Annotated in this window: 19 protein-coding genes; 8 read left to right on the top strand and 11 right to left on the bottom strand. The window is 63.6% G+C overall.

Features of this window, described 5'->3' with window-relative positions:
• Window positions 1-275: 275 nt before the first annotated feature.
• From AC1Z32_RS21090 to gcl, 3 genes are all read right to left on the bottom strand, one after another.
• Window positions 276-1181: a 2-hydroxy-3-oxopropionate reductase gene (locus AC1Z32_RS21090; RefSeq protein ID WP_483480408.1), complete on the bottom strand. Its 906-nt coding sequence runs from the start codon at window positions 1179-1181 to the stop codon at window positions 276-278.
• Window positions 1182-1208: 27 nt separating this feature from the next.
• On the bottom strand, window positions 1209-2009 hold the full coding sequence (gene hyi / locus AC1Z32_RS21085; RefSeq protein WP_483480407.1) for a hydroxypyruvate isomerase: 801 nt from the start codon (window positions 2007-2009) through the stop codon (window positions 1209-1211).
• A 71-nt stretch (window positions 2010-2080) separates the two neighbouring features.
• Window positions 2081-3856, bottom strand: a complete 1776-nt coding sequence (gene gcl, locus AC1Z32_RS21080) for a glyoxylate carboligase (protein ID WP_483480406.1) — start codon at window positions 3854-3856, stop codon at window positions 2081-2083.
• A 182-nt stretch (window positions 3857-4038) separates the two neighbouring features.
• Here gcl and AC1Z32_RS21075 point away from each other — a divergent pair, with 182 nt between their 5' ends.
• From AC1Z32_RS21075 to AC1Z32_RS21040, 8 genes are all read left to right on the top strand, one after another.
• The gene (locus AC1Z32_RS21075) at window positions 4039-4992 is read left to right on the top strand and encodes a substrate binding domain-containing protein (RefSeq protein ID WP_483480405.1); all 954 of its coding nucleotides are present in this window, start codon (window positions 4039-4041) and stop codon (window positions 4990-4992) included.
• A gap of 131 nt (window positions 4993-5123) precedes the next feature.
• Complete coding sequence (rpsF, locus tag AC1Z32_RS21070) at window positions 5124-5495, top strand: 30S ribosomal protein S6 (RefSeq protein ID WP_014191231.1); 372 nt, start codon at window positions 5124-5126, stop codon at window positions 5493-5495.
• 43 nt (window positions 5496-5538) lie between these two features.
• The gene (priB, locus tag AC1Z32_RS21065) at window positions 5539-5838 is read left to right on the top strand and encodes a primosomal replication protein N (RefSeq protein WP_062604379.1); all 300 of its coding nucleotides are present in this window, start codon (window positions 5539-5541) and stop codon (window positions 5836-5838) included.
• Window positions 5839-5840: 2 nt separating this feature from the next.
• Window positions 5841-6116, top strand: a complete 276-nt coding sequence (rpsR, locus tag AC1Z32_RS21060) for a 30S ribosomal protein S18 (protein WP_007000150.1) — start codon at window positions 5841-5843, stop codon at window positions 6114-6116.
• Between the two features lie 28 nt (window positions 6117-6144).
• Window positions 6145-6600, top strand: coding sequence for a 50S ribosomal protein L9 (rplI, locus tag AC1Z32_RS21055; protein WP_483480404.1), 456 nt, complete (start codon window positions 6145-6147; stop codon window positions 6598-6600).
• A gap of 110 nt (window positions 6601-6710) precedes the next feature.
• A complete protein-coding gene (locus AC1Z32_RS21050; RefSeq protein ID WP_483480403.1) occupies window positions 6711-8099 on the top strand; it encodes a replicative DNA helicase in 1389 nt (462 codons plus the stop codon).
• Between the two features lie 142 nt (window positions 8100-8241).
• A complete protein-coding gene (locus AC1Z32_RS21045) occupies window positions 8242-8868 on the top strand; it encodes a DUF47 domain-containing protein (protein WP_062604376.1) in 627 nt (208 codons plus the stop codon).
• 94 nt (window positions 8869-8962) lie between these two features.
• A complete protein-coding gene (locus AC1Z32_RS21040) occupies window positions 8963-9973 on the top strand; it encodes an inorganic phosphate transporter (protein ID WP_062604375.1) in 1011 nt (336 codons plus the stop codon).
• A gap of 48 nt (window positions 9974-10021) precedes the next feature.
• On the opposite strand, the gene AC1Z32_RS21035 is transcribed toward AC1Z32_RS21040, so the two are convergent.
• The 8 genes from AC1Z32_RS21035 to AC1Z32_RS21000 form a co-directional block, all read right to left on the bottom strand.
• Window positions 10022-10828 carry an SDR family oxidoreductase gene (locus AC1Z32_RS21035; RefSeq protein ID WP_483480402.1) on the bottom strand — a complete coding sequence of 269 codons (807 nt, stop codon included), beginning with the start codon at window positions 10826-10828 and terminating at the stop codon, window positions 10022-10024.
• Between the two features lie 57 nt (window positions 10829-10885).
• On the bottom strand, window positions 10886-11845 hold the full coding sequence (locus AC1Z32_RS21030; protein WP_483480401.1) for a C40 family peptidase: 960 nt from the start codon (window positions 11843-11845) through the stop codon (window positions 10886-10888).
• Between the two features lie 196 nt (window positions 11846-12041).
• Window positions 12042-13889 (bottom strand): PhoH family protein, encoded by a 1848-nt coding sequence (locus AC1Z32_RS21025; protein WP_483480400.1) that lies wholly within the window; start codon window positions 13887-13889, stop codon window positions 12042-12044.
• Between the two features lie 399 nt (window positions 13890-14288).
• On the bottom strand, window positions 14289-14750 hold the full coding sequence (locus AC1Z32_RS21020) for a peroxiredoxin (protein ID WP_014191241.1): 462 nt from the start codon (window positions 14748-14750) through the stop codon (window positions 14289-14291).
• Window positions 14751-14833: 83 nt separating this feature from the next.
• Window positions 14834-15730, bottom strand: a complete 897-nt coding sequence (locus AC1Z32_RS21015; protein ID WP_483480399.1) for a polysaccharide deacetylase family protein — start codon at window positions 15728-15730, stop codon at window positions 14834-14836.
• A 15-nt stretch (window positions 15731-15745) separates the two neighbouring features.
• The gene (locus AC1Z32_RS21010; protein WP_483480398.1) at window positions 15746-16792 is read right to left on the bottom strand and encodes a bifunctional UDP-4-keto-pentose/UDP-xylose synthase; all 1047 of its coding nucleotides are present in this window, start codon (window positions 16790-16792) and stop codon (window positions 15746-15748) included.
• Entirely contained in the window at window positions 16789-17775 is a 987-nt protein-coding gene (locus AC1Z32_RS21005; RefSeq protein ID WP_483480397.1) for a formyltransferase, read from the bottom strand. The genes AC1Z32_RS21010 and AC1Z32_RS21005 overlap by 4 nt, the downstream gene beginning before the upstream one ends.
• Entirely contained in the window at window positions 17772-18806 is a 1035-nt protein-coding gene (locus AC1Z32_RS21000) for a glycosyltransferase (RefSeq protein ID WP_483480396.1), read from the bottom strand. Before AC1Z32_RS21000 ends, AC1Z32_RS21005 begins: the two co-directional genes overlap by 4 nt.
• Window positions 18807-18817: the final 11 nt, after the last annotated feature.

The following is an 18817-nucleotide window of genomic DNA, read 5'->3' as shown; positions in this document are numbered from 1 at the left end:
AGGCACATTAGTCGCGATCGCTACCAGATAGTTCTGAGTTTCAACAAAAGGATTTGTAGCATCCCTCATGCATCAGGGATAGGACGCAGTTTGCAACAATCCGACGCGGACACCCGACGACAAACCGTCTGACCGACCAAGGCTTACCCGGCGCACCGCCGGGTGCCGCTCTCGGACCCCACTTGCCGCCCTCAGCCCAGAGCGACATTTGTCCCGCGTGCCCATACGCGGGACGCCCCACGGTTCAGGTGTTGGGCGAGCTCATTGCAGCCTGCTCAAGCAGCCTTGGCTTGCTGCGGCTCGTCCGCCACCTGGAAGTTCGACATGATCTCGAGCGCGCGCACGAGCGCCGAGTGATCCCACGCCTTGCCGCCATTCGCCGCGCACACGCTGAAGAGCTGCTGCGCGCTCGCGGTATGGGGCAGGGCGAGGCCCATCTTGCGCGCGCCGTCGAGCGCGAGGTTCAGGTCCTTCTGATGCAGTTCGATGCGGAAGCCCGGATTGAAGGTGCGCTTCGTCATGCGCTCGCCATGCACTTCGAGTATGCGCGACGATGCGAAGCCGCCCATCAGCGCTTTGCGCACGCGCTCGGGGTCCGCGCCCGAGCGTGCCGCGAAGAGCAGCGCTTCGGCCACGGCCTCGATGTTCAGCGCGACGATGATCTGGTTCGCGACCTTGCAGGTCTGGCCCGCGCCGTTGTCGCCGATGAGCGAGATGTTCTTGCCCATCAGTTCGAATAGCGGCTTGGCGATGTTGAACGACTTCTCCGGGCCGCCGACCATGATCGTGAGCGTCGCTTCGCGGGCGCCCACTTCGCCGCCCGACACCGGCGCGTCGAGATAGTCGCAGCCGAGCGCGTTGATCTTCTTCGCGAACTCCTGCGTCTCGAGCGGCGCGATCGAGCTCATGTCGATGACGAGCTTGCCCTTCGTGAGACCATTCGCGACGCCGTCATCGGCAAACAGCACATTGGCGACATCGGGCGTGTCGGGCACCATCGTGATGACGATCTCGCTCGCCTGCGCAACCGCGCTCGAATCCTCGACGACCTTCGTTTGCGCCCGGATATCGTCCGGCACCGGATACTTGCCGTTCACGACGAGCGAGTGGCCGCCCTTGATGAGATTGCGCGCCATGTGCGCGCCCATGATGCCGAGGCCGATGAAACCGATCGTTGCCATACTTCGAGCTCCTCCTATGTGTCAGATTTAAGCGGCGGCGTGCGCCTTCATTCCGCCAATGCTTTGCAGCCAGCCGAGGCCCGCTTCGGTGCCGTTGAGCGGCTTGTACTCGCAGCCGATCCAGCCTTGATAGCCGATCTCGTCGAGCAGCCTGAACAGGAACGGGTAGTTGATTTCGCCCGTGCCCGGTTCGTTGCGGCCGGGGTTGTCGGCGAGCTGAATGTGCGCGATCTTCGACAGGTTCTTTTTGATCGTCGCGGCGAGCTCGCCTTCCATGCGCTGCATGTGATAGATGTCGTACTGCAGGAACAGGTTGTCCGAGCCGACCGCCTGAATTACGTCCAGACCTTCCTTCGAGCGGTTCAGCGCGAAACCCGGAATGTCGTACGCGTTGCACGGCTCGACGAGCAGCCTGATGCCTTCCTTCTTGAGCGCTTCCGCTGCAAAACGCAGGTTCTCGACGATGGTCGCGCGCGCCTGATCCGCCGATACGCCCGCCGTCGGAATGCCGACGAGGCAGTTCAGTTGCGGCACGTTCAGCGCCTTCGCGTATTCGATCGCGCGCGGTACGCCTTCGCGGAACTCCGCGACGCGATCCGGCAAGCAGGCGATGCCGCGCTCGCCCGCTTCCCAGTTGCCCGCGGGCAGGTTGTGCAGCACGATCCGCAAGTCGTTGTCCTTCAGGCGCGTCTGGATATCGCTGATCGAGAACGCGTAAGGGAACAGGAACTCGACCGCCTTGAAGCCCGCGTTCGCCGCCGCCGCGAAGCGGTCGAGGAACGGAACTTCGTTGAACAGCATGGTCAAATTCGCGGCAAATTTCGGCATTGTTCTTTCCTGATGGTCGGTCAGTGGAGGGGCGCCGCGCATCCGGTCGATAGAACGCGCGGCGGCGATGCTCAGTCCAGCGGCGTGATCGCGGTCGGCGCGTCGGCCTTCGTTTCGGCGAGTTCTTCGAACTCGTTGATCGCGTCGATCTCGGTGCCCATCGCGATGTTGGTCACGCGCTCGAGAATCATCTCGACGACCACCGGCACCTGATGTTCGGCGGCCAGGGCTTGCGCTTGCTTCAATGCAGGCGCGATGTCTTCCGGCTTGTGCACGCGCAGCGCCTTGCAGCCGAGACCTTCGGCCACCGCGACGTGATCCACGCCATAACCTTCGAGCTCGGGCGCGTTGATGTTGTCGAACGCGAGCTGCACGCAGTAGTCCATGTCGAAGCCGCGCTGCGCCTGACGGATCAGCCCGAGGTACGAGTTGTTCACGACCACATGCACGTACGGCAGCTTGAACTGCGCGCCCACGGCGAGCTCTTCGATCATGAACTGGAAGTCATAATCGCCCGAGAGCGCGACGATCTTGCGCGACGGATCGGCCGCACGCACGCCGAGCGCGGCGGGGATCGTCCAGCCGAGCGGGCCGGCCTGGCCGCAGTTGATCCAGTTGCGCGCCTTGAACACGTGCAGGAACTGCGCGCCCGCGATCTGCGACAGACCGATCGTCGTCACGAAGCAGGTGTCGCGGTCGAACGCGAGGTTCATCTCTTCGTAGACGCGCTGCGGCTTCATCGGCACGTTGTCGAAGTGCGTCTTGCGCAGCATGGTGCGCTTGCGCTGCTGGCAGTCGGTGACCCATGCGCTGCGGTCCTTCAGCTTGCCCGCGGCCTTCCATTCCTTCGCCACTTCGACGAACAGTTCGAGCGCGGCCTTCGCGTCCGACACGATGCCGAGGTCCGGTCCGAACACGCGGCCGATCTGCGTCGGCTCGATATCCACGTGCACGAACTTACGGCCCTTGGTGTAAACCTCGACGCTGCCCGTATGGCGATTCGCCCAGCGGTTGCCGATGCCGAGCACGAAATCGGAGGCGAGCATCGTCGCGTTGCCGTAGCGGTGCGACGTCTGCAGGCCGACCATGCCGGCCATCAGCGGGTGATCGTCGGGTATCGCGCCCCAGGACATCAGCGTCGGAATGACGGGTACGCCCAGCGTTTCCGCGAATTCGACGAGCAGGTTTTCCGCCGCCGCGTTGAGGACGCCGCCGCCCGAGACGATCAGCGGCTTTTCGGCGACGTTCAGCATCGTCAGCGCCTTTTCGATCTGCGCGCGCGTCGCCTTCGGCTTGTAGACCGGCAGCGGCTCATACGTGTCGATGTCGAATTCGATTTCGGCGAGCTGCACGTCGATCGGCAGATCGACCAGCACCGGACCCGGACGGCCCGAGCGCATCAGATGGAACGCCTGCTGGAACACGCGCGGCACGAGCGCCGGCTCGCGCACCGTGACGGCCCACTTCGTGACGGGCTTGGCGATCGATTCGATATCGACGGCCTGGAAATCTTCCTTGTACAGGCGCGCACGCGGCGCCTGGCCGGTGATCGCGAGAATGGGGATGGAGTCGGCCTGAGCCGAATACAGCCCGGTGATCATGTCCGTGCCCGCCGGGCCCGACGTGCCGATGCAAACGCCGATGTTGCCGGGCGCTGCGCGGGTATAACCTTCCGCCATGTGCGATGCGCCTTCGACGTGGCGCGCGAGCACGTGGCTGATGCCGCCCGACTTCTTCATCGCCGAGTAGAACGGGTTGATGGCCGCGCCCGGCACGCCGAACGCGGTATCGATTCCTTCTTTTTCCAGCACGAGGACGGCTGCGTCGACGGCTCTCATCTTGGGCATGGTTGTCTCCTTCCTGGGGTCTCTATCCGAAAATTCTGTCTGCATTCATGCAGGGTTCCGTTGCACTTTAATTCTGTGAAAAAGGTTTGATAAGATCAGCTGGAGTCGCTTTTTCCCGAACAAAAAGTATGGAATGACGATGTCGCGCGGCTTTGCGGCCAGCGCGCATCCGGAGACACGAGATGGACCGCTTCAAGCAGATAGAAACCTTCGTGCGCGTGGCCGAGGCGGGCAGCCTGGCCGCGGCGGCGCTGGAGGAGGGCGTGTCGCCCGTGATTCTCGGGCGGCGCATCGACGCGCTCGAAAAGCGGCTGGGCGTGAAGCTGATGTATCGCTCCACGCGCAGGCTGGTCGTCAGCGAAGAGGGCGCGGCGTTTCTCGAGCGCTGCAAGAATCTGCTCTCGGAGTGGGATCAGGCGGAAAACGAACTCACAGCGGGGCGGCGGGCGGTGGGCGGACATCTGATCGTGTCGGCGCCGGCGGCGTTCGGACGCATGCATGTGGCGCCGCACGCGCCGCCGTTCGTGCGCGACAAGCCCGAATTGCAGGTGTCCTTCAATCTGACCGATCGCGTCGTCGATCTGGTGCGCGAGGGTTACGACCTGTCGATTCGCATCGGCGGAACGGTCGATCCGAACTTCGTCGCGGTGAAGCTCGCGAGCAACCGGCGCGTCGTGTGCGGCACGCCGGCGTACTTCAGGAAGCACGGCCGGCCGAAAACACTGGAAGATCTGCCGAATCACAACTGCCTCGCGTTCAATCTCCAGGGCGGCCAGAACCGCGGCTGGTATTTCCGGCGCAACGGGAAAGTCGTGACGGTGCGCGTCACGGGCAATCTCGATTGCAACGACGGCGAATTGCTGCACCGCTGGGCGTCGGAAGGGCTCGGACTCGGCTGGCGCTCGACATGGGAAATCCAGCGGCAACTGGAATCGGGCGAGCTGGAAACCGTCCTCGACGACTTCGAACTGCCCGATTACGACATTCTGGCCGTGTATCCGCAGCAGCGCTACGTTCCCGCTCGCGTGCGCTACTTCATTGATTATCTTAAGGAAATCTACGCGCAGCCAGGTTACTGGAGCCGCCCGCTCACGCTTCCGGGAGAGCCACAGCAGGAGCCTGCCCTCGGGCGCTAACTGCTTGAAAAGACGCTCGAAATTGCATTTGCGTGAGCGGAGCCATCAAGCTATAATCTTTGGCTTCTCACTTGCCGCACCGGTCCGACGCCCGGGTGGCTTCAATCCACAAGTCAGCACAAGGAGTGAATATGCGTCATTACGAAATCGTATTTATCGTGCACCCCGATCAGAGCGAGCAAGTGCCCGCGATGATCGAGCGCTACAAGGGCACGATCACGTCGCACGGTGGCCAGATCCACCGCATCGAGGACTGGGGCCGCCGCCAACTGGCCTACATGATCGAGAAACTCGCGAAGGCTCACTACGTCTGCATGAACATCGAATGCGATCAAGCCACGCTCGAAGAGCTGGAGCACGCATTCAAGTTCAACGACGCCGTGCTGCGTCACCTCATCGTCAAGATGAAGAAGGCCGAAACCGGCCCGTCGCCGATGATGAAGGAAGTGCAGCGCGAAGAAGCCAAGAAGGCGGCTAGCCAGCCGTCCGAAGCGCAGGCTTAAGGACAGTTTCGAACTGTCAAGCCACCAGGATCGAACACTTTAAGTGAACCGGCTGCAACTGACAGCAAGCGTCGTGGAACGCGAACCGGTGCGGTACACGCCCGCCGGCATCCCGATCGCAAGCGTCACGTTGCAACACGCAGCGGAAGTCGTCGAAGCGGGCATTGCCCGAAAGATCGAGCTGACCATGCAGGCGGTAGCGGCCGGCGAAGCGAGCGGCAAGCTGGAAAGCTGTCCGATGGGCGTCGAAACACGCTTCACCGGCTTTCTGGCGAAGAAAAGCCGTAACGCGCGAACCCTGGTGTTTCACATCACAGAATTGCAGGACATTGGAAAGGACTAATCATGCCCCGCCCGACTGGTAAGAAATTCGACAAGCGTCGTCAGCAACAAAACCCGCTCTTCAAGCGCAAGAAGTTCTGCCGTTTCACGGCAGCCGGCGTCGAGTACATCGACTACAAGGACACGGAAACGCTGAAGGACTTCATCGGCGAAAACGGCAAGATCACGCCGGCTCGTCTGACTGGCACGAAGGCGCACTATCAGCGCCAGCTCGACACGGCAATCAAGCGCGCGCGTTTCCTCGCGCTCCTGCCGTACACCGACCTGCACAAGGCCTAATCAGACGACGCACTAAGGAAAGCCAAAAATGCAAATCATTCTTTTGGAAAAGGTCGTCAACCTGGGCAACCTCGGCGATATCGTCAAGGTCAAGGACGGCTACGCACGTAACTTCCTGATCCCCGGCAAGAAGGCTCGCCGCGCGACGAAGGATGCAATCGCCGAATTCGAAGTTCGCCGCGCCGAACTCGAAAAGATCGCCGCTGAAAAGCTGGCAGCAGCACAGGCTCAAGGCGAAAAGCTGAGCGGTTTCACGGTTCAGATCGGCCAGAAGGCCGGCGTCGACGGCCGTCTGTTCGGTTCGGTCACGAACGCGGACATCGCTGAAGCGCTGAAGAAGCAAGGCTTCGCGGAAGTGGAAAAGGCGCAAGTGCGTCTGCCGCACGGCCCGATCAAGATGGTCGGCGACCATCCGGTTCAAGTGGCGCTGCACACGGACGTGCTGGTCGACGTCACGGTGTCGGTGCTCGGCGAGCACGCGTAAGTTTCAGGCGAGGCTTCGCGCCTCGCGAGCAGTATGAAAATGGCAGGAGCTTCATGGCTCCTGCCATTTTTTATTGTCCACGCACGGCCATTGTTCGATAATTCCACCCCATGAACGCTCCGTCCAAAGACCCGCAACTCGACGCGCTGAAGGTCCCGCCGCACTCGATCGAAGCCGAGCAATCCGTGATCGGCGGCCTGCTGCTGGACAATGCCGCATGGGACCGCATCGCCGATGTCATGCATCAGGGCGATTTTTATCGCTACGACCACCGCATCATCTACGAGCACGTAGGCAAGCTGATCGCGGCGACGCGCCCGGCGGACGTGATCACCGTCTACGAAGCGCTCACGATGGCCGGCAAGGCCGAGGAAGTGGGCGGGCTCGCGTATCTGAACGCGCTCGCGCAAAACACGCCGAGCGCGGCGAATATCCGCCGTTATGCCGAAATCGTGCGCGATCGCGCGGTGCTGCGCCGCCTGGTTTCGGTCGCGGATGAAATCTCCGCCGACGCCTTCAATCCGCAAGGCAAGGAAGTCCGCCAGATCCTCGACGAAGCCGAGGCGCGCGTCTTCTCGATCGCCGAGGAAGGCTCGCGCGGCACGCAGGGCTTTCTCGAAATCGGGCCGCTGCTGACGCAGGTCGTCGAGCGCATCGACACGCTTTATCACACGGCCAATCCGAGCGACGTCACCGGCACGCCGACAGGCTTCGTCGATCTCGATCGCATGACGTCTGGCATGCACGGCGGCGAACTGATCATCGTGGCGGGCCGTCCGTCGATGGGTAAGACCGCGTTTTCGATGAACATCGGTGAATACGTCGCGGTGGAATACGGCTTGCCGGTCGCGGTGTTCTCGATGGAAATGCCGGGGACGCAACTGACCATGCGTATGCTCGGCTCGGTCGGCCGCCTCGACCAGCATCGCATGCGCACCGGGCGGCTCACCGACGAAGACTGGCCGAAGCTCACGCACGCCGTGCAGAAAATGAGCGAGGCGCAGCTTTTCATCGACGAAACCGGCGGCCTGAACCCGATGGAACTGCGCTCGCGCGCGCGCCGTCTGTCGCGGCAATGCGGCAAGCTCGGTCTGATCATCGTCGATTATTTGCAGCTGATGAGCGGCTCGGGCGGCGGCGAAAACCGCGCGACCGAAATCTCCGAAATCTCGCGTTCGCTCAAGAGTCTCGCGAAGGAGCTCGACGTGCCGGTGATCGCGCTGTCGCAGCTGAACCGCGGTCTCGAGCAGCGGCCGAACAAGCGCCCGATCATGTCGGATCTGCGCGAATCGGGCGCAATCGAGCAGGACGCGGACGTCATTCTTTTCATCTACCGCGACGAAGTCTACAACCCCGACAGCCCCGACAAAGGCACCGCCGAGATCATCATCGGCAAGCAGCGTAATGGTCCGATCGGCCCGGTACGACTGACCTTCCACGGCCAATACACGAAGTTCGACAACTTCGCCGGCGCGCAGAACTTCTACGGCGGCGAATAAGCGCTCCACTGCATCCACTGTCAATTTGTCGCGACACCCGCGCACCGCGCGTCAGGCACGCGCGGTGCGCGGGGTAGTGTGCGCAGGTACAATATGTCAGTTTGATGTCCGTCTCAAAACTGACCCATTTAACGGGAATTTCATGTTCGGTCGTTTCATGCCCACCGAGGGCAAATTCTTCGAGATCTTCAACGCGCACGCGAAGTGCATGGTCGATGCCAGCCGCGAGCTCGAACTCCTGATCGACAACCTCGACGAAGCCGAGGTCCACAAGCAGAACGTGCAGGCGAACGAAAAGCGCGCCGACAAGCTCACGCACGAGACCATCGATCTGCTGCACAAGACGTTCATCACGCCGCTCGACCGCGACGAAATCCACAAGCTCATCACCACGATGGACGACATCCTCGACCTGATGGAGGACGTCGCCACCGCTATTTCGTTGTATGACGTACGCTCCGTGACGTCCGAGGCGAGCCAGCTCGCACATATCTGCACGAGCACGGTCACGCGCGTGCAGCAGGCCGTCGAATTGCTGGCCGACATGAAGCGCGCGAGCGAGATCCTGAAGATCTGCGAGGAAATCGACCGCCTCGAGTCGGATGCCGACCGTGTGCTGCGCTCGGCGATGTCGAAGCTCTTCCGCGAGGAAGACGACGTGAAGACGCTCATCAAGCTGAAGGCCATCTACGAGCTTCTCGAGACGATCACCGACAAGTGCGAGGACGTCGCGAACATCATCGAAGGCATTGTGCTGGAAAACGCCTGATCAAGTAGTCCGAACCCGCGGCGCGCGGCAGGCCAGCGCGCCCGCACGAAAAACCGGCAGCGCATTTCCAGACCGGTCAAAAAAACACCAACCGATGCATTCGATTCAACTTGCCATCTGGGCAGTCGCCTTGCTCGTCATAGTCGCACTCGCGTTCGACTTCATGAACGGCTTTCACGACGCCGCCAACTCCATCGCGACGGTCGTCTCGACCGGCGTGCTCAAGCCGCAGCAGGCAGTCGCGTTCGCCGCTGCGTTCAACGTCATCGCGTATTTCATCTTCCACCTGAAGGTGGCCGCGACCGTCGGCAAGGGCACGATCGATCCGGAAATCGTCGATCACTACGTCATCTTCGGCGCGCTCGTGGGGGCGATCGGCTGGAACATCGTTACGTGGATCTACGGTATTCCGTCGAGCTCGTCGCATGCGCTCATCGGCGGTCTCGTCGGCGCGGCGCTCGCCAAGTCGGGCTGGGCTTCGCTGAACTGGGACGGCCTGCTCAAGACGGTCGCGTTCATCTTCATTTCGCCGCTGCTCGGCTTCGTGCTCGGCTCGTTCTTCATGCTGCTCGTGTCGTGGCTGTATTTCCGCACGCCGCCTTCGAAGGTCGACCGGCGTTTCCGCCGCCTGCAGCTCGTGTCCGCCGGCCTGTATTCGCTCGGCCACGGCGGCAACGACGCGCAGAAGACCATCGGCATCATCTGGATGCTGCTGATCGCGACCGGCTATTCATCCGTGACGTCAGAGGCGCCGCCGATCTGGGTGATCGGCCTGTGCTATCTCTCGATGGGCCTCGGCACGCTGTTCGGCGGCTGGCGCATCGTGCGCACCATGGGGCAGAAGATCACGAAGCTCAAGCCCGTCGGCGGATTCTGCGCGGAGACGGGCGGGGCGCTCACGCTCTTCATGGCGTCGTTCCTCGGCATTCCCGTGTCCACGACGCATACGATCACCGGCGCGATCGTCGGCGTCGGCGCGACGCAGAAGTTCAGCGCCGTGCGCTGGGGTGTCGCGGGCAATATCGTGTGGGCGTGGATTCTGACCATTCCCGCGTCCGCGGCGCTCGCGGCGGCGGGCTGGTGGGTCGGCCACCGCTTCCTGTAAGCGTTCTACCTTGCCTTCGGCTCCGAGCGCTTTCGGGGCCGAAGCGCTTCAGATGATCGGCGACGACACTCCGTCCATCGGAATGATCGCGCCCGACACGTAACTCGCGCGGCGGCTGGCCAGAAAGAGCGCCACGTCGGCGATTTCCTCCGGCTTCGCGTAGCGCCCGAGCGGCACCTTGGACTGGCTATCGGCGAGCACCTGATCGCGCGTGACGCCCTGGCGTTTCGCTTCGAGTTCGAGCGCTTCCTCTACACGTTCGGTCAGCGTCGCGCCCGGATTGATCGCGTTGATGCGGATGCCGAGCTTCGCATAGTGATGGGCGAGCCCGACGGTGTTGAGCATCAGCGCCGCATTGGCCGCGCCGCCCGCGATGTGGATGTCCGTCGCGATTTTTCCGCCCATCCCGACGATATTGACGATCGCGCCAGGCTCGGCCTGCGGATCGTTGCGCAGGCGCTCGGCCATGCGCCTCAGCACGACCTGCTGCGGATAGACATAGGAGAAATACTTGGCGTCCATCGCGGCCTTGTAGGCGGCGGCGTCGAGCGTATCCGGATCGTAGCGGCGCGCGGCGCCGGCGCTGTTGATGAGAATATCGATCGGTCCGAGCGCGGCGCTCGCTTCCTCGACGACATCTTCGGCGCTGTGTGCCTCATGCAGATCGGCGCGGGCGAGATGGACGTGATGACCGGCGCTCGCCAGCTGCTCGCGGGCACGGGCGAGATTCGCGGCATCGCGCGAGACGATCGCGACTTTCGCGCCTTCGCTCGCGAACGCCTTCGCGCATGCAAATCCGATTCCCTTGCTGCCGCCCGTGATCAGGACGACCTTGCCCGCGAGTCCCAAGTCCATGATGCCGCGCTCCGATGAAGATGATCGGAACACGATAGCAGAGACGCACAACGCGCGTCAGTTGCTGCCGGTGGCGAAGCGCGCGATGGGATCGTCGCTTTGAGCGGGGCGCGGCGCGGCGAGCGAGCCAGTGGACGCGCGCATCACGCGCACGGGCGGCTCGGTGGAATCGACGGCTTCCGCCGTGGCCTCGGCCGCGCGTGCTTGCTGACGCGCGGCGCGCGAGGTTGGTGGCGGGGGCTCGAAGGCGTCGGCGGCGGCCTGGATCGGATCGGACGAAGCGTTGATCGTCGCGACGGAAGGCGCGGTCGCGCCCGCAGCCTGCGCCTGACGCTGCGCTGCGTTCAGGGACGAGGGCGGCGGCTCGAAGGCGTCAGCGTTCGCCGTCGCGGGCGCCGCTTGCCGCGCATAGGCTGGCGCCGGGGCGGGCGTCTGCGCCGGCGATGCCATGTATGTCGGCGCATCGAACGGCGTCGGCGCTGCCTTCGGCGCCGCAACGCGCCGGATGCCGTCGAAGCGCTTCGCCCAATAGGGATTCGTCAGATAGTCGAGCCGCACGGTGCCGCCTGTCGACGGCGCGTTCACGAAGCGCAATTTGCCGACGTAGATGCCCACGTGGGAATGCGGCCGCCCGGTCGTGTTGAAGAAGACGAGATCGCCCGTTGCGATCTCGTCCGGCTCGACGGAATCGCCGCGCGAACTCATCTCCGCCGTCGTGCGCGGCAGATTGACCGACGCCGCGCGATCGACGACATAGCGCACGAGCCCGCTGCAATCGAATCCTGCGTCCGGCGTATTGCCGCCCCAGCGGTACGGCACGCCGACGAGCGACATCGCCTGAATGGAGATTTCCTCGCGCCCGACGCTGTGATCGACGAAATTCGGGAAGCCGGGCGGCGGCTTGTAGGCGCGGTTGGCGTTCGTGCTGGCGGCGGGCTTGCGCGCCGTCTGCTGCGGCGCGGTTCCACACGCGGCGAGCAGCACGGCAACGAGAAGCAGCAACCAGATTCGACGCATTGCAATAGGCGAGCGAAAACGCGCCAGAAAGGGCAGTGTGCCGATACTAATCCGCCGAACGGGCGTGCAGCAAGATGTCTTGAGGATTTACATGAAGTTTGTGCCGTAAGTGTTGCAGCGGCGGAACGTTCAGACAAAATAAAGCGGCCCGGTGGATTGCTCCGCCGGGCCGCTCATCGCGACGAATGCCGCGCGCTTACAGAATGTCGGACGCGTAGTCGGCGAGACGCGAACGCTCGCCGCGCGCGAGCGTCACGTGTCCGCTGTGCGTCCAGCCCTTGAAACGATCGACGACATACGTGAGGCCCGAGCTGCCTTCGGTCAGATAAGGCGTGTCGATCTGCGCGATATTGCCGAGGCACACGATCTTCGTGCCCGGGCCCGCGCGCGTGACGAGCGTCTTCATCTGCTTCGGCGTGAGGTTCTGCGCCTCGTCGATGATCACGTACTTGTCGACGAAGGTGCGGCCGCGCATGAAGTTCATGCTCTTCACTTTCAGGCGCGAGCGGATCAGCTCCTGCGTCGCGGCGCGGCCCCATTCGCCGGCGGCGTCGTCGGTCTTTTGCAGGACTTCGAGGTTGTCATCGAAGGCACCCATCCACGGCTGCATCTTCTCTTCCTCGGTGCCCGGCAGAAAGCCGATATCCTCACCGACCGGCACCGTCGCGCGCGTCACGATGATCTCGTTGTAGCGCTTGTCGTCCAGCACTTGCGCGAGGCCTGCGGCGAGCGCCATCAACGTCTTGCCCGTGCCAGCCTGACCGAGCAGCGTGACGAAATCGACTTCCGGGTTCATCAACAGGTTGAGCGCGAAGTTCTGCTCGCGGTTGCGCGCCGTGATGCCCCACACGTTGTTCTTGTGATGACCGTAGTCGCGCAACGTCTGCAGGAGCGCGGTCTTGCCGTTCAGCTCGCGCACGACCGCGTGGAACGACGGCTCGCCGTTCTGCGGCTCGAGATAGACGAACTCGTTGACGAGCATCGACGGGCACAGCGGCCCGGTCACGCGGTAATACGTCGTGCCCGTCTTGGTGTCCTGCCAGCTCTCCATGCCCTTCGCGTGCCGGGTCCAGAAGTCCTGCGGCAGCGCGCGCACGCCGGAATAGAGCAGGTCCTTGTCTTCGAGAACCTGATCGTTGAAGTAGTCTTCGGCGGGCAGGCCGAGCGCGTGCGCCTTGATGCGCATGTTGATGTCTTTCGACACCAGCACGACCTGGCGGTCCGGACGCTCCTTCTGCAGCGCGCGCACGACGCCGAGAATCTGGTTGTCCGCCTTGCCGACGGGCAAACCCTGGACCGGCTCGATGTCGGTGAGCGTCGTCTGGAAGTAGAGGCGGCCGAGCGCATCGCGGTTGCCTTGCGACGCGAGCGGAATGCCCTCCGTCATCTTGCCCGCGTCCGCGACGAGCGCGTCGAGCGTGCGGCTCACCTGACGCGCGTTGCGCGCCACTTCCGACATGCCCTTCTTGTGATTGTCGAGTTCCTCCAGCGTCATCATCGGCAGATAGACGTCGTGCTCCTCGAAGCGGAAGAGCGAACTCGGATCGTGCATCAGCACGTTGGTATCGAGCACGAAAAGCTTGCGCAGTTCGGTTTCGGCCGCCGCGCTCTTGCGGCGTTTGCTCTGCGTGCGCGCTTCCGTGGCGGCGACCGGGGCGGGCGCGACGGGCGTGCCGGCGCGCTCCGCGCGGGCTTCGGCCTGGTCCGGCGTGGCGCGCGCGCCGGAAGCCGGCTGCAGCAGCGCCGCGGTCTGTTTCGATTTTCGGCCGCGCGTGGGCACGGTGCCGGGCGCGGGCGGTGGCACGACGGCTTCCGCGTGTGCTTCGGCGGGAATCTGGGTCAGCACGTCGCTCGCGATCGAGCGCAGCGTGTGCGCGGCGTTGGTCGCGGGACGTTCGGCGGCGACGGTCTCGACCGCGCCGTACGCGTCGTCATCGCTCGCCGCGGCTTGTTTTTTCGACTGCTTCGAAGGCCGGGCTTTGGCCTTGTATTCTTCAGCCGGAAGGAGATGGCCGAGCTTGGCCGGGGCGGTAGGCAAAGGCATGGTGTTCCCTCGAAAGGAATCGGGTTCGTGTATCGTGCGCCGCCTGTCGCATCCTGCTCGTACGCCCTCGAAGCGATACGGATCCCGCAGTTTGCGCCCGGTGGCGCGCTTCGTTGTCGAAATCGCCGGTTCGCCTAAGTTTCGATCTGCTCCTTGGAGGTTGCGTGCAACACGCCGCGCGCGAGCCGATGAAGCGTGGCTTTTGTGCGACGCCAAATAAAAAAGCCGCCGTTCCGACTACCGGAACCAGCGGCTCACTTCTGCTTCAGAGCGCCTTTCCCTTGCCGACTCCACATAGCCGGGGTCCATGCCGACCGCGCCGGCTGGCGCACGGCGGCTCGCGCTAAGGCAAAGGGAATGGGGAGGACAGGCGCTCATTGCGGACCAATATAACGTGCCTCAAATCGCTTGTACAGCCTCGACGATGGCCTCTACGTGGCCTGGCACCTTGACGCCGCGGAACTCGCGGCGAAGCACGCCTTTCGCGTCGATGAGGAAGGTCGAGCGCTCCACGCCGCGCACTTCCTTGCCATACATTTTCTTCATTTTGATGACATCGAACAGCGAGCAGATGGCTTCGTCGCCGTCCGACACCAGCGTGTACGGCAGCTCCAGCTTCGCCTTGAAGTTGTCGTGCGATTTCACGCTGTCGCGCGAGATGCCGACGATTTCCGCGCCCGCCGCCTTGAACTGGTCATAGTGGTCGCGGAATTGCAGGCTTTCGGTCGTGCAGCCCGGCGTGTTGTCCTTCGGGTAGAAGAAGAGCACGACCTTCGTGCCGCGCAGGCTCGAAAGCGTGAACTCGCCACCCGTCGCGGGTGCGGTGAAGTCGGGAACGGGCTGGTCGACTGCGACTGACACGAAGGTTTCTCCGGTTGTTTTGGTTTGTAGATGAGAAAAACGATGAAACTCACGACGAATCTCGGAAGCAGCCACGCGCCGCTTCAGCCCGGCTGAACGATCAGCTCGCCCGCGCGGCCCGGAATCTCGCCCCACGTCACAGGGTACGTGGGCAGCGTCGCGCGGTCCAGCGCCGCATGGTAGTCGCCCATCGTGGCGAAGCTGTGTCCCTGCGCGCGCCAGCCCGCAAGCAGTTGCTCGAACACCGGTGCGAGCTTCTGGCCTTCGAGTTCGGCGTGCAGCGTGAAGACCTGATCGTGCGGATTGTTCGCCGTGTGACGCAGCAGATGCGCCGCGACATTGCTTTCGTCGACACCGTCGACGCCCAGTACTTCATCGAGCGTGGGCAAGGTGGTGGGCATCTGGACGTGGCTGAGCGTGCGGCCGTCGAGCACGGGGATGTACGGCGTGTGGCCGCGCCCGTCCGATGCGTAACGCATGCCCCACGCATCGATCTGCTCGAACGCGTAGCCGTTCATCTGCCAGCCGGCCGCGCCGTGCGTGACGGGCGGCGCCCCGAAGATCTCGATGAAACGCGCGTGGCTCTGCCGCATCTGCGCGACGGTCCATTCGCGGTCGCGCGCGCGCACGTTGTCCTGCCAGTAGACGTGATCCCACGTGTGGATGCCGCATTCGAAACCGGCCTCGTGGATGGCGCGCATCTCCGACACGGCTTCACGGCCGATGTCCGGTCCCGGCAAGAGCACGCCGTACATGAGCGTCTTCACGCCGTAATGCTCGACCACCGACGTGCGCGACACCTTCTTGAGAAACCCCGGCCGGAACACGCGTCTGAGCGCCCAGCCGGTGTGATCGGGGCCGAGGCTGAAGAGGAACGTCGCGCGGGCGCTGTACTTGTCGAGCAGACGCGCGAGATTGGGCACGCCCTCGCGCGTGCCGCGCAGCGTATCGACGTCGATCTTGAGAACGATGCGGGCCACGCTTCTTCCTCTTGCTTACGCTTGCTCGACGAGCTTGCGGGCTTCGCCCACATGCGCGCGATACGCTTCGAAGATCTTGCGCAGCGCGTCGTCCATGGTGGCTTGCGGGGCCCAGGCGAGTTCCTGCATCGTGTTCTCGATCTTCGGCACGCGGTTTTGCACGTCCTGATAGCCCGTGCCGTAGTACGCGCCCGACGAAGTCTCGACGAGCTGCACCTTCTTCGCGCTGTCCGCGTATTCGGGGAACTCGTTCGCGAGCGCGAGCATCTTGTTCGCGAGCTCGCGCACCGAGAAGTTGTTCTTCGGATTGCCGATGTTATAGATCTTGCCCGTCGCCACGCCGTCCTTGTTCTCGATGATCTTCATCAGCGCGCCGATGCCGTCGTCGATATCGGTGAACGCGCGCTTCTGCGCGCCGCCGTCCACGAGGCTGATGTTCTCGCCGCGCACGATGTGGCCGAGGAACTGCGTCACGACGCGCGACGAACCTTCCTTCGGCGTGTAGATGGAGTCGAGGCCCGGGCCGATCCAGTTGAACGGGCGGAAGAGGGTGAAGTTCAGCCCTTCCATGCCGTAGCCCCAGATCACGCGGTCCATCAGCTGCTTCGAGCACGCGTAGATCCAGCGCGGCTTGTTGATCGGGCCGTAGGACAGCACGGAGTTTTCCGGATCGAATTGCTCGTCGGTGCACATGCCGTACACCTCGGACGTCGACGGAAACACCAGATGCTTGCCGTACTTCACCGCCGAGCGCACGATCGGCAGGTTCGCTTCGAAGTCGAGCTCGAACACGCGCAGCGGCTGCTTCACGTAGGTCGCGGGCGTCGCGATCGCGACGAGCGGCAGGATCACGTCGCACTTCTTCACGTGATACTCGACCCACTCCTTGTTGATCGTGATGTCGCCTTCGAAGAAATGCATCCGCTCGTGATTCGCGAGGTCGCCAAGGCGATCGGTTTGCATGTCCATCCCGAAGACTTCCCAGTCGGTGGTTTCGAGGATGCGCTTGGACAGGTGATGGCCGATGAAGCCGTTGACACCGAGGATCAGAACTTTTTTCATGAATGACGAGAGGATTGAATGATTCGGCCGAATTCGGCGGGATCGACGGTGCGCGCTTCGCCTGACGGAACGCCTTCGGTATCGAGCGGCCGATGGCGCAACTCGTGGATGGCGACGACGCGGCCATCGCCGCAGACGCCAAACAGCGCATTATCCGCCACCCTTAGGCCCGGGGGCAAACTCCGCAACTCACCGAGTCTTTCGAGAGAAATGCCGGGCGCGCCCGTTTCAGGCACGAGCCGCGCCCGCGCGACGATGAAGCGGTGCGCGCCGATATCCGTGAACGCGCCCGGATACGGCGGCGCGACCGCGCGAATCAGGTTGTAGACGCGCTGCGCGGGCTGCGTCCAGTCGATGCGCCCGTCTTCCGGCTTGCGCCCGCCGAAGTAGCTGCCGGATGCGAGATCGTTCGGCAGATGCGGCGCTTCGCCCGCGAGCAGGGCGGGCAGCACGCGCCAGAGCGTCTGCTCGGCCGCGACGACGGTTTTATCGAAGACTTGCGCGGCGGTGTCGTCGGGCAGGATGGGCACCGGCGTCTGCGCGAGGATCGCGCCCGCGTCGGGCTTCTCCGCCATCTCGTGCAGCGTCGCGCCGGCTTCGGTCTCGCCGTTGAGCACGGCCCAGTTCGTCGGCACGCGGCCGCGGTACTTGGGCAGCAGCGAGCCGTGCATGTTGTAGGCGCCGCGCCGCGCGAGCGAGAGCAGCGAAACCGGCAGCATGTTCCGGTAATAGAACGAGAAAATGAAGTCCGGCGCGAGCTTCTCCACGGTGTCGTAAAGCTCGGGCGACTTCGGATCGGCGGGCGTGATCGTGTCGATGCCATGTTCCGCCGCGACCTGCGCGACGCTGCCGAACCAGATGTTTTCGCTCGCGCTGTCTTCGTGCGTGACGACGAGCGCGACATCGACGCCGCGCGCGAGCAGCACCTGCAGGCAGCGCACGCCGACATCGTGATACGCGAAGACGACTGCGCGCGGCTTCATTGGCCGTCTTCCTCGCGGGCGATGGCCACGCGCTGCACCGGCTCCTGAAGTGGCTTGGCCGTCATGGGCAGGCCTTCGCGCTCCTCGAGGATCGTCTGCACGAGATAGCGCGGCCGCGCGCGCACCTGCTGATAAATCCGGCCGATGTATTCGCCGAGCAGCCCGAGCGCGAAGATGATCACGCCGAGCATGAAGAACGTGATGGCGAAGAGGGTGAACACACCCTGGACTTCCGCGCCGAACATGAAGCGGCGAATCAACAGCAGCAGGAACAGGCCCGCCGAGCCGACCGACAGAATCACGCCGATGAACGACAGCCATTGCAGCGGCACGACCGAGAAGCCCGTGACGAGATCGAAGTTCAGGCGGATGAGGCTGTAGAGCGAATACTTCGATTCGCCCGCGAAACGCTCCTCGTGCGCGACATCGACTTCGATCGGGTTCTGAGCGAACGTGTACGCGAGCGCGGGAATGAACGTGTTGATCTCGCCGCAGCGGTTGATCGTATCGATGATATGGCGGCTGTACGCGCGCAGCATGCAGCCCTGATCCGTCATCTTGATCTTCGTGATGCGCTCGCGCAGGCGGTTCATCGCGCGCGACGCCTTCTTGCGCCAGAGGCTGTCCTGCCGCTGCTGGCGGATCGTGCCGACGTAGTCGTAGCCCTCGCGCATCTTCCTGACGAGCTTGCCGATTTCCTCCGGCGGATTCTGCAGGTCGGCATCCAGCGTGACGACGATCTCGCCGCGCGACTGCTCGAAGCCCGCGAGAATCGCCATGTGCTGGCCGTAATTGCCGTTCAGCAGAATGACGCGCGTGGTGTCGGGCCGCACGTGAAATTGCTGCGCGAGCAGCGCCGCCGATTTGTCGCGACTGCCGTCGTTGATGAAGATCACCTCGTACGACGTGCCGAGCGCGTCGAGCGCCGGATAGAGGCGCTCGAAGAGGGCGGCGAGCCCGTCCTGCTCGTTGTACACCGGGATGATCACCGAAAGCTCGGGGGAGGTCGCCGGAAAATCCATATGACTCATGTTGCGCTGGT

This window comes from Caballeronia sp. 11_S32, assembly GCF_056930355.1.
This window is presented reverse-complemented; position numbering and strand designations above follow the sequence as displayed.

Bases quoted from the DNA above. Each gene is read 5' to 3' on its own strand.
- AC1Z32_RS21090 (WP_483480408.1), bottom strand. From the start codon at position 1,181: ATGGCAACGATCGGTTTCATCGGCCTCGGCATCATGGGCGCGCACATG.
- hyi (WP_483480407.1), bottom strand. From the start codon at position 2,009: ATGCCGAAATTTGCCGCGAATTTGACCATGCTGTTCAACGAAGTTCCG.
- gcl (WP_483480406.1), bottom strand. From the start codon at position 3,856: ATGCCCAAGATGAGAGCCGTCGACGCAGCCGTCCTCGTGCTGGAAAAA.
- AC1Z32_RS21075 (WP_483480405.1), top strand. From the start codon at position 4,039: ATGGACCGCTTCAAGCAGATAGAAACCTTCGTGCGCGTGGCCGAGGCG.
- rpsF (WP_014191231.1), top strand. From the start codon at position 5,124: ATGCGTCATTACGAAATCGTATTTATCGTGCACCCCGATCAGAGCGAG.
- rpsR (WP_007000150.1), top strand. From the start codon at position 5,841: ATGCCCCGCCCGACTGGTAAGAAATTCGACAAGCGTCGTCAGCAACAA.
- rplI (WP_483480404.1), top strand. From the start codon at position 6,145: ATGCAAATCATTCTTTTGGAAAAGGTCGTCAACCTGGGCAACCTCGGC.
- AC1Z32_RS21050 (WP_483480403.1), top strand. From the start codon at position 6,711: ATGAACGCTCCGTCCAAAGACCCGCAACTCGACGCGCTGAAGGTCCCG.
- AC1Z32_RS21045 (WP_062604376.1), top strand. From the start codon at position 8,242: ATGTTCGGTCGTTTCATGCCCACCGAGGGCAAATTCTTCGAGATCTTC.
- AC1Z32_RS21040 (WP_062604375.1), top strand. From the start codon at position 8,963: ATGCATTCGATTCAACTTGCCATCTGGGCAGTCGCCTTGCTCGTCATA.
- AC1Z32_RS21035 (WP_483480402.1), bottom strand. From the start codon at position 10,828: ATGGACTTGGGACTCGCGGGCAAGGTCGTCCTGATCACGGGCGGCAGC.
- AC1Z32_RS21030 (WP_483480401.1), bottom strand. From the start codon at position 11,845: ATGCGTCGAATCTGGTTGCTGCTTCTCGTTGCCGTGCTGCTCGCCGCG.
- AC1Z32_RS21025 (WP_483480400.1), bottom strand. From the start codon at position 13,889: ATGCCTTTGCCTACCGCCCCGGCCAAGCTCGGCCATCTCCTTCCGGCT.
- AC1Z32_RS21010 (WP_483480398.1), bottom strand. From the start codon at position 16,792: ATGAAAAAAGTTCTGATCCTCGGTGTCAACGGCTTCATCGGCCATCAC.
- AC1Z32_RS21005 (WP_483480397.1), bottom strand. From the start codon at position 17,775: ATGAAGCCGCGCGCAGTCGTCTTCGCGTATCACGATGTCGGCGTGCGC.
- AC1Z32_RS21000 (WP_483480396.1), bottom strand. From the start codon at position 18,806: ATGAGTCATATGGATTTTCCGGCGACCTCCCCCGAGCTTTCGGTGATC.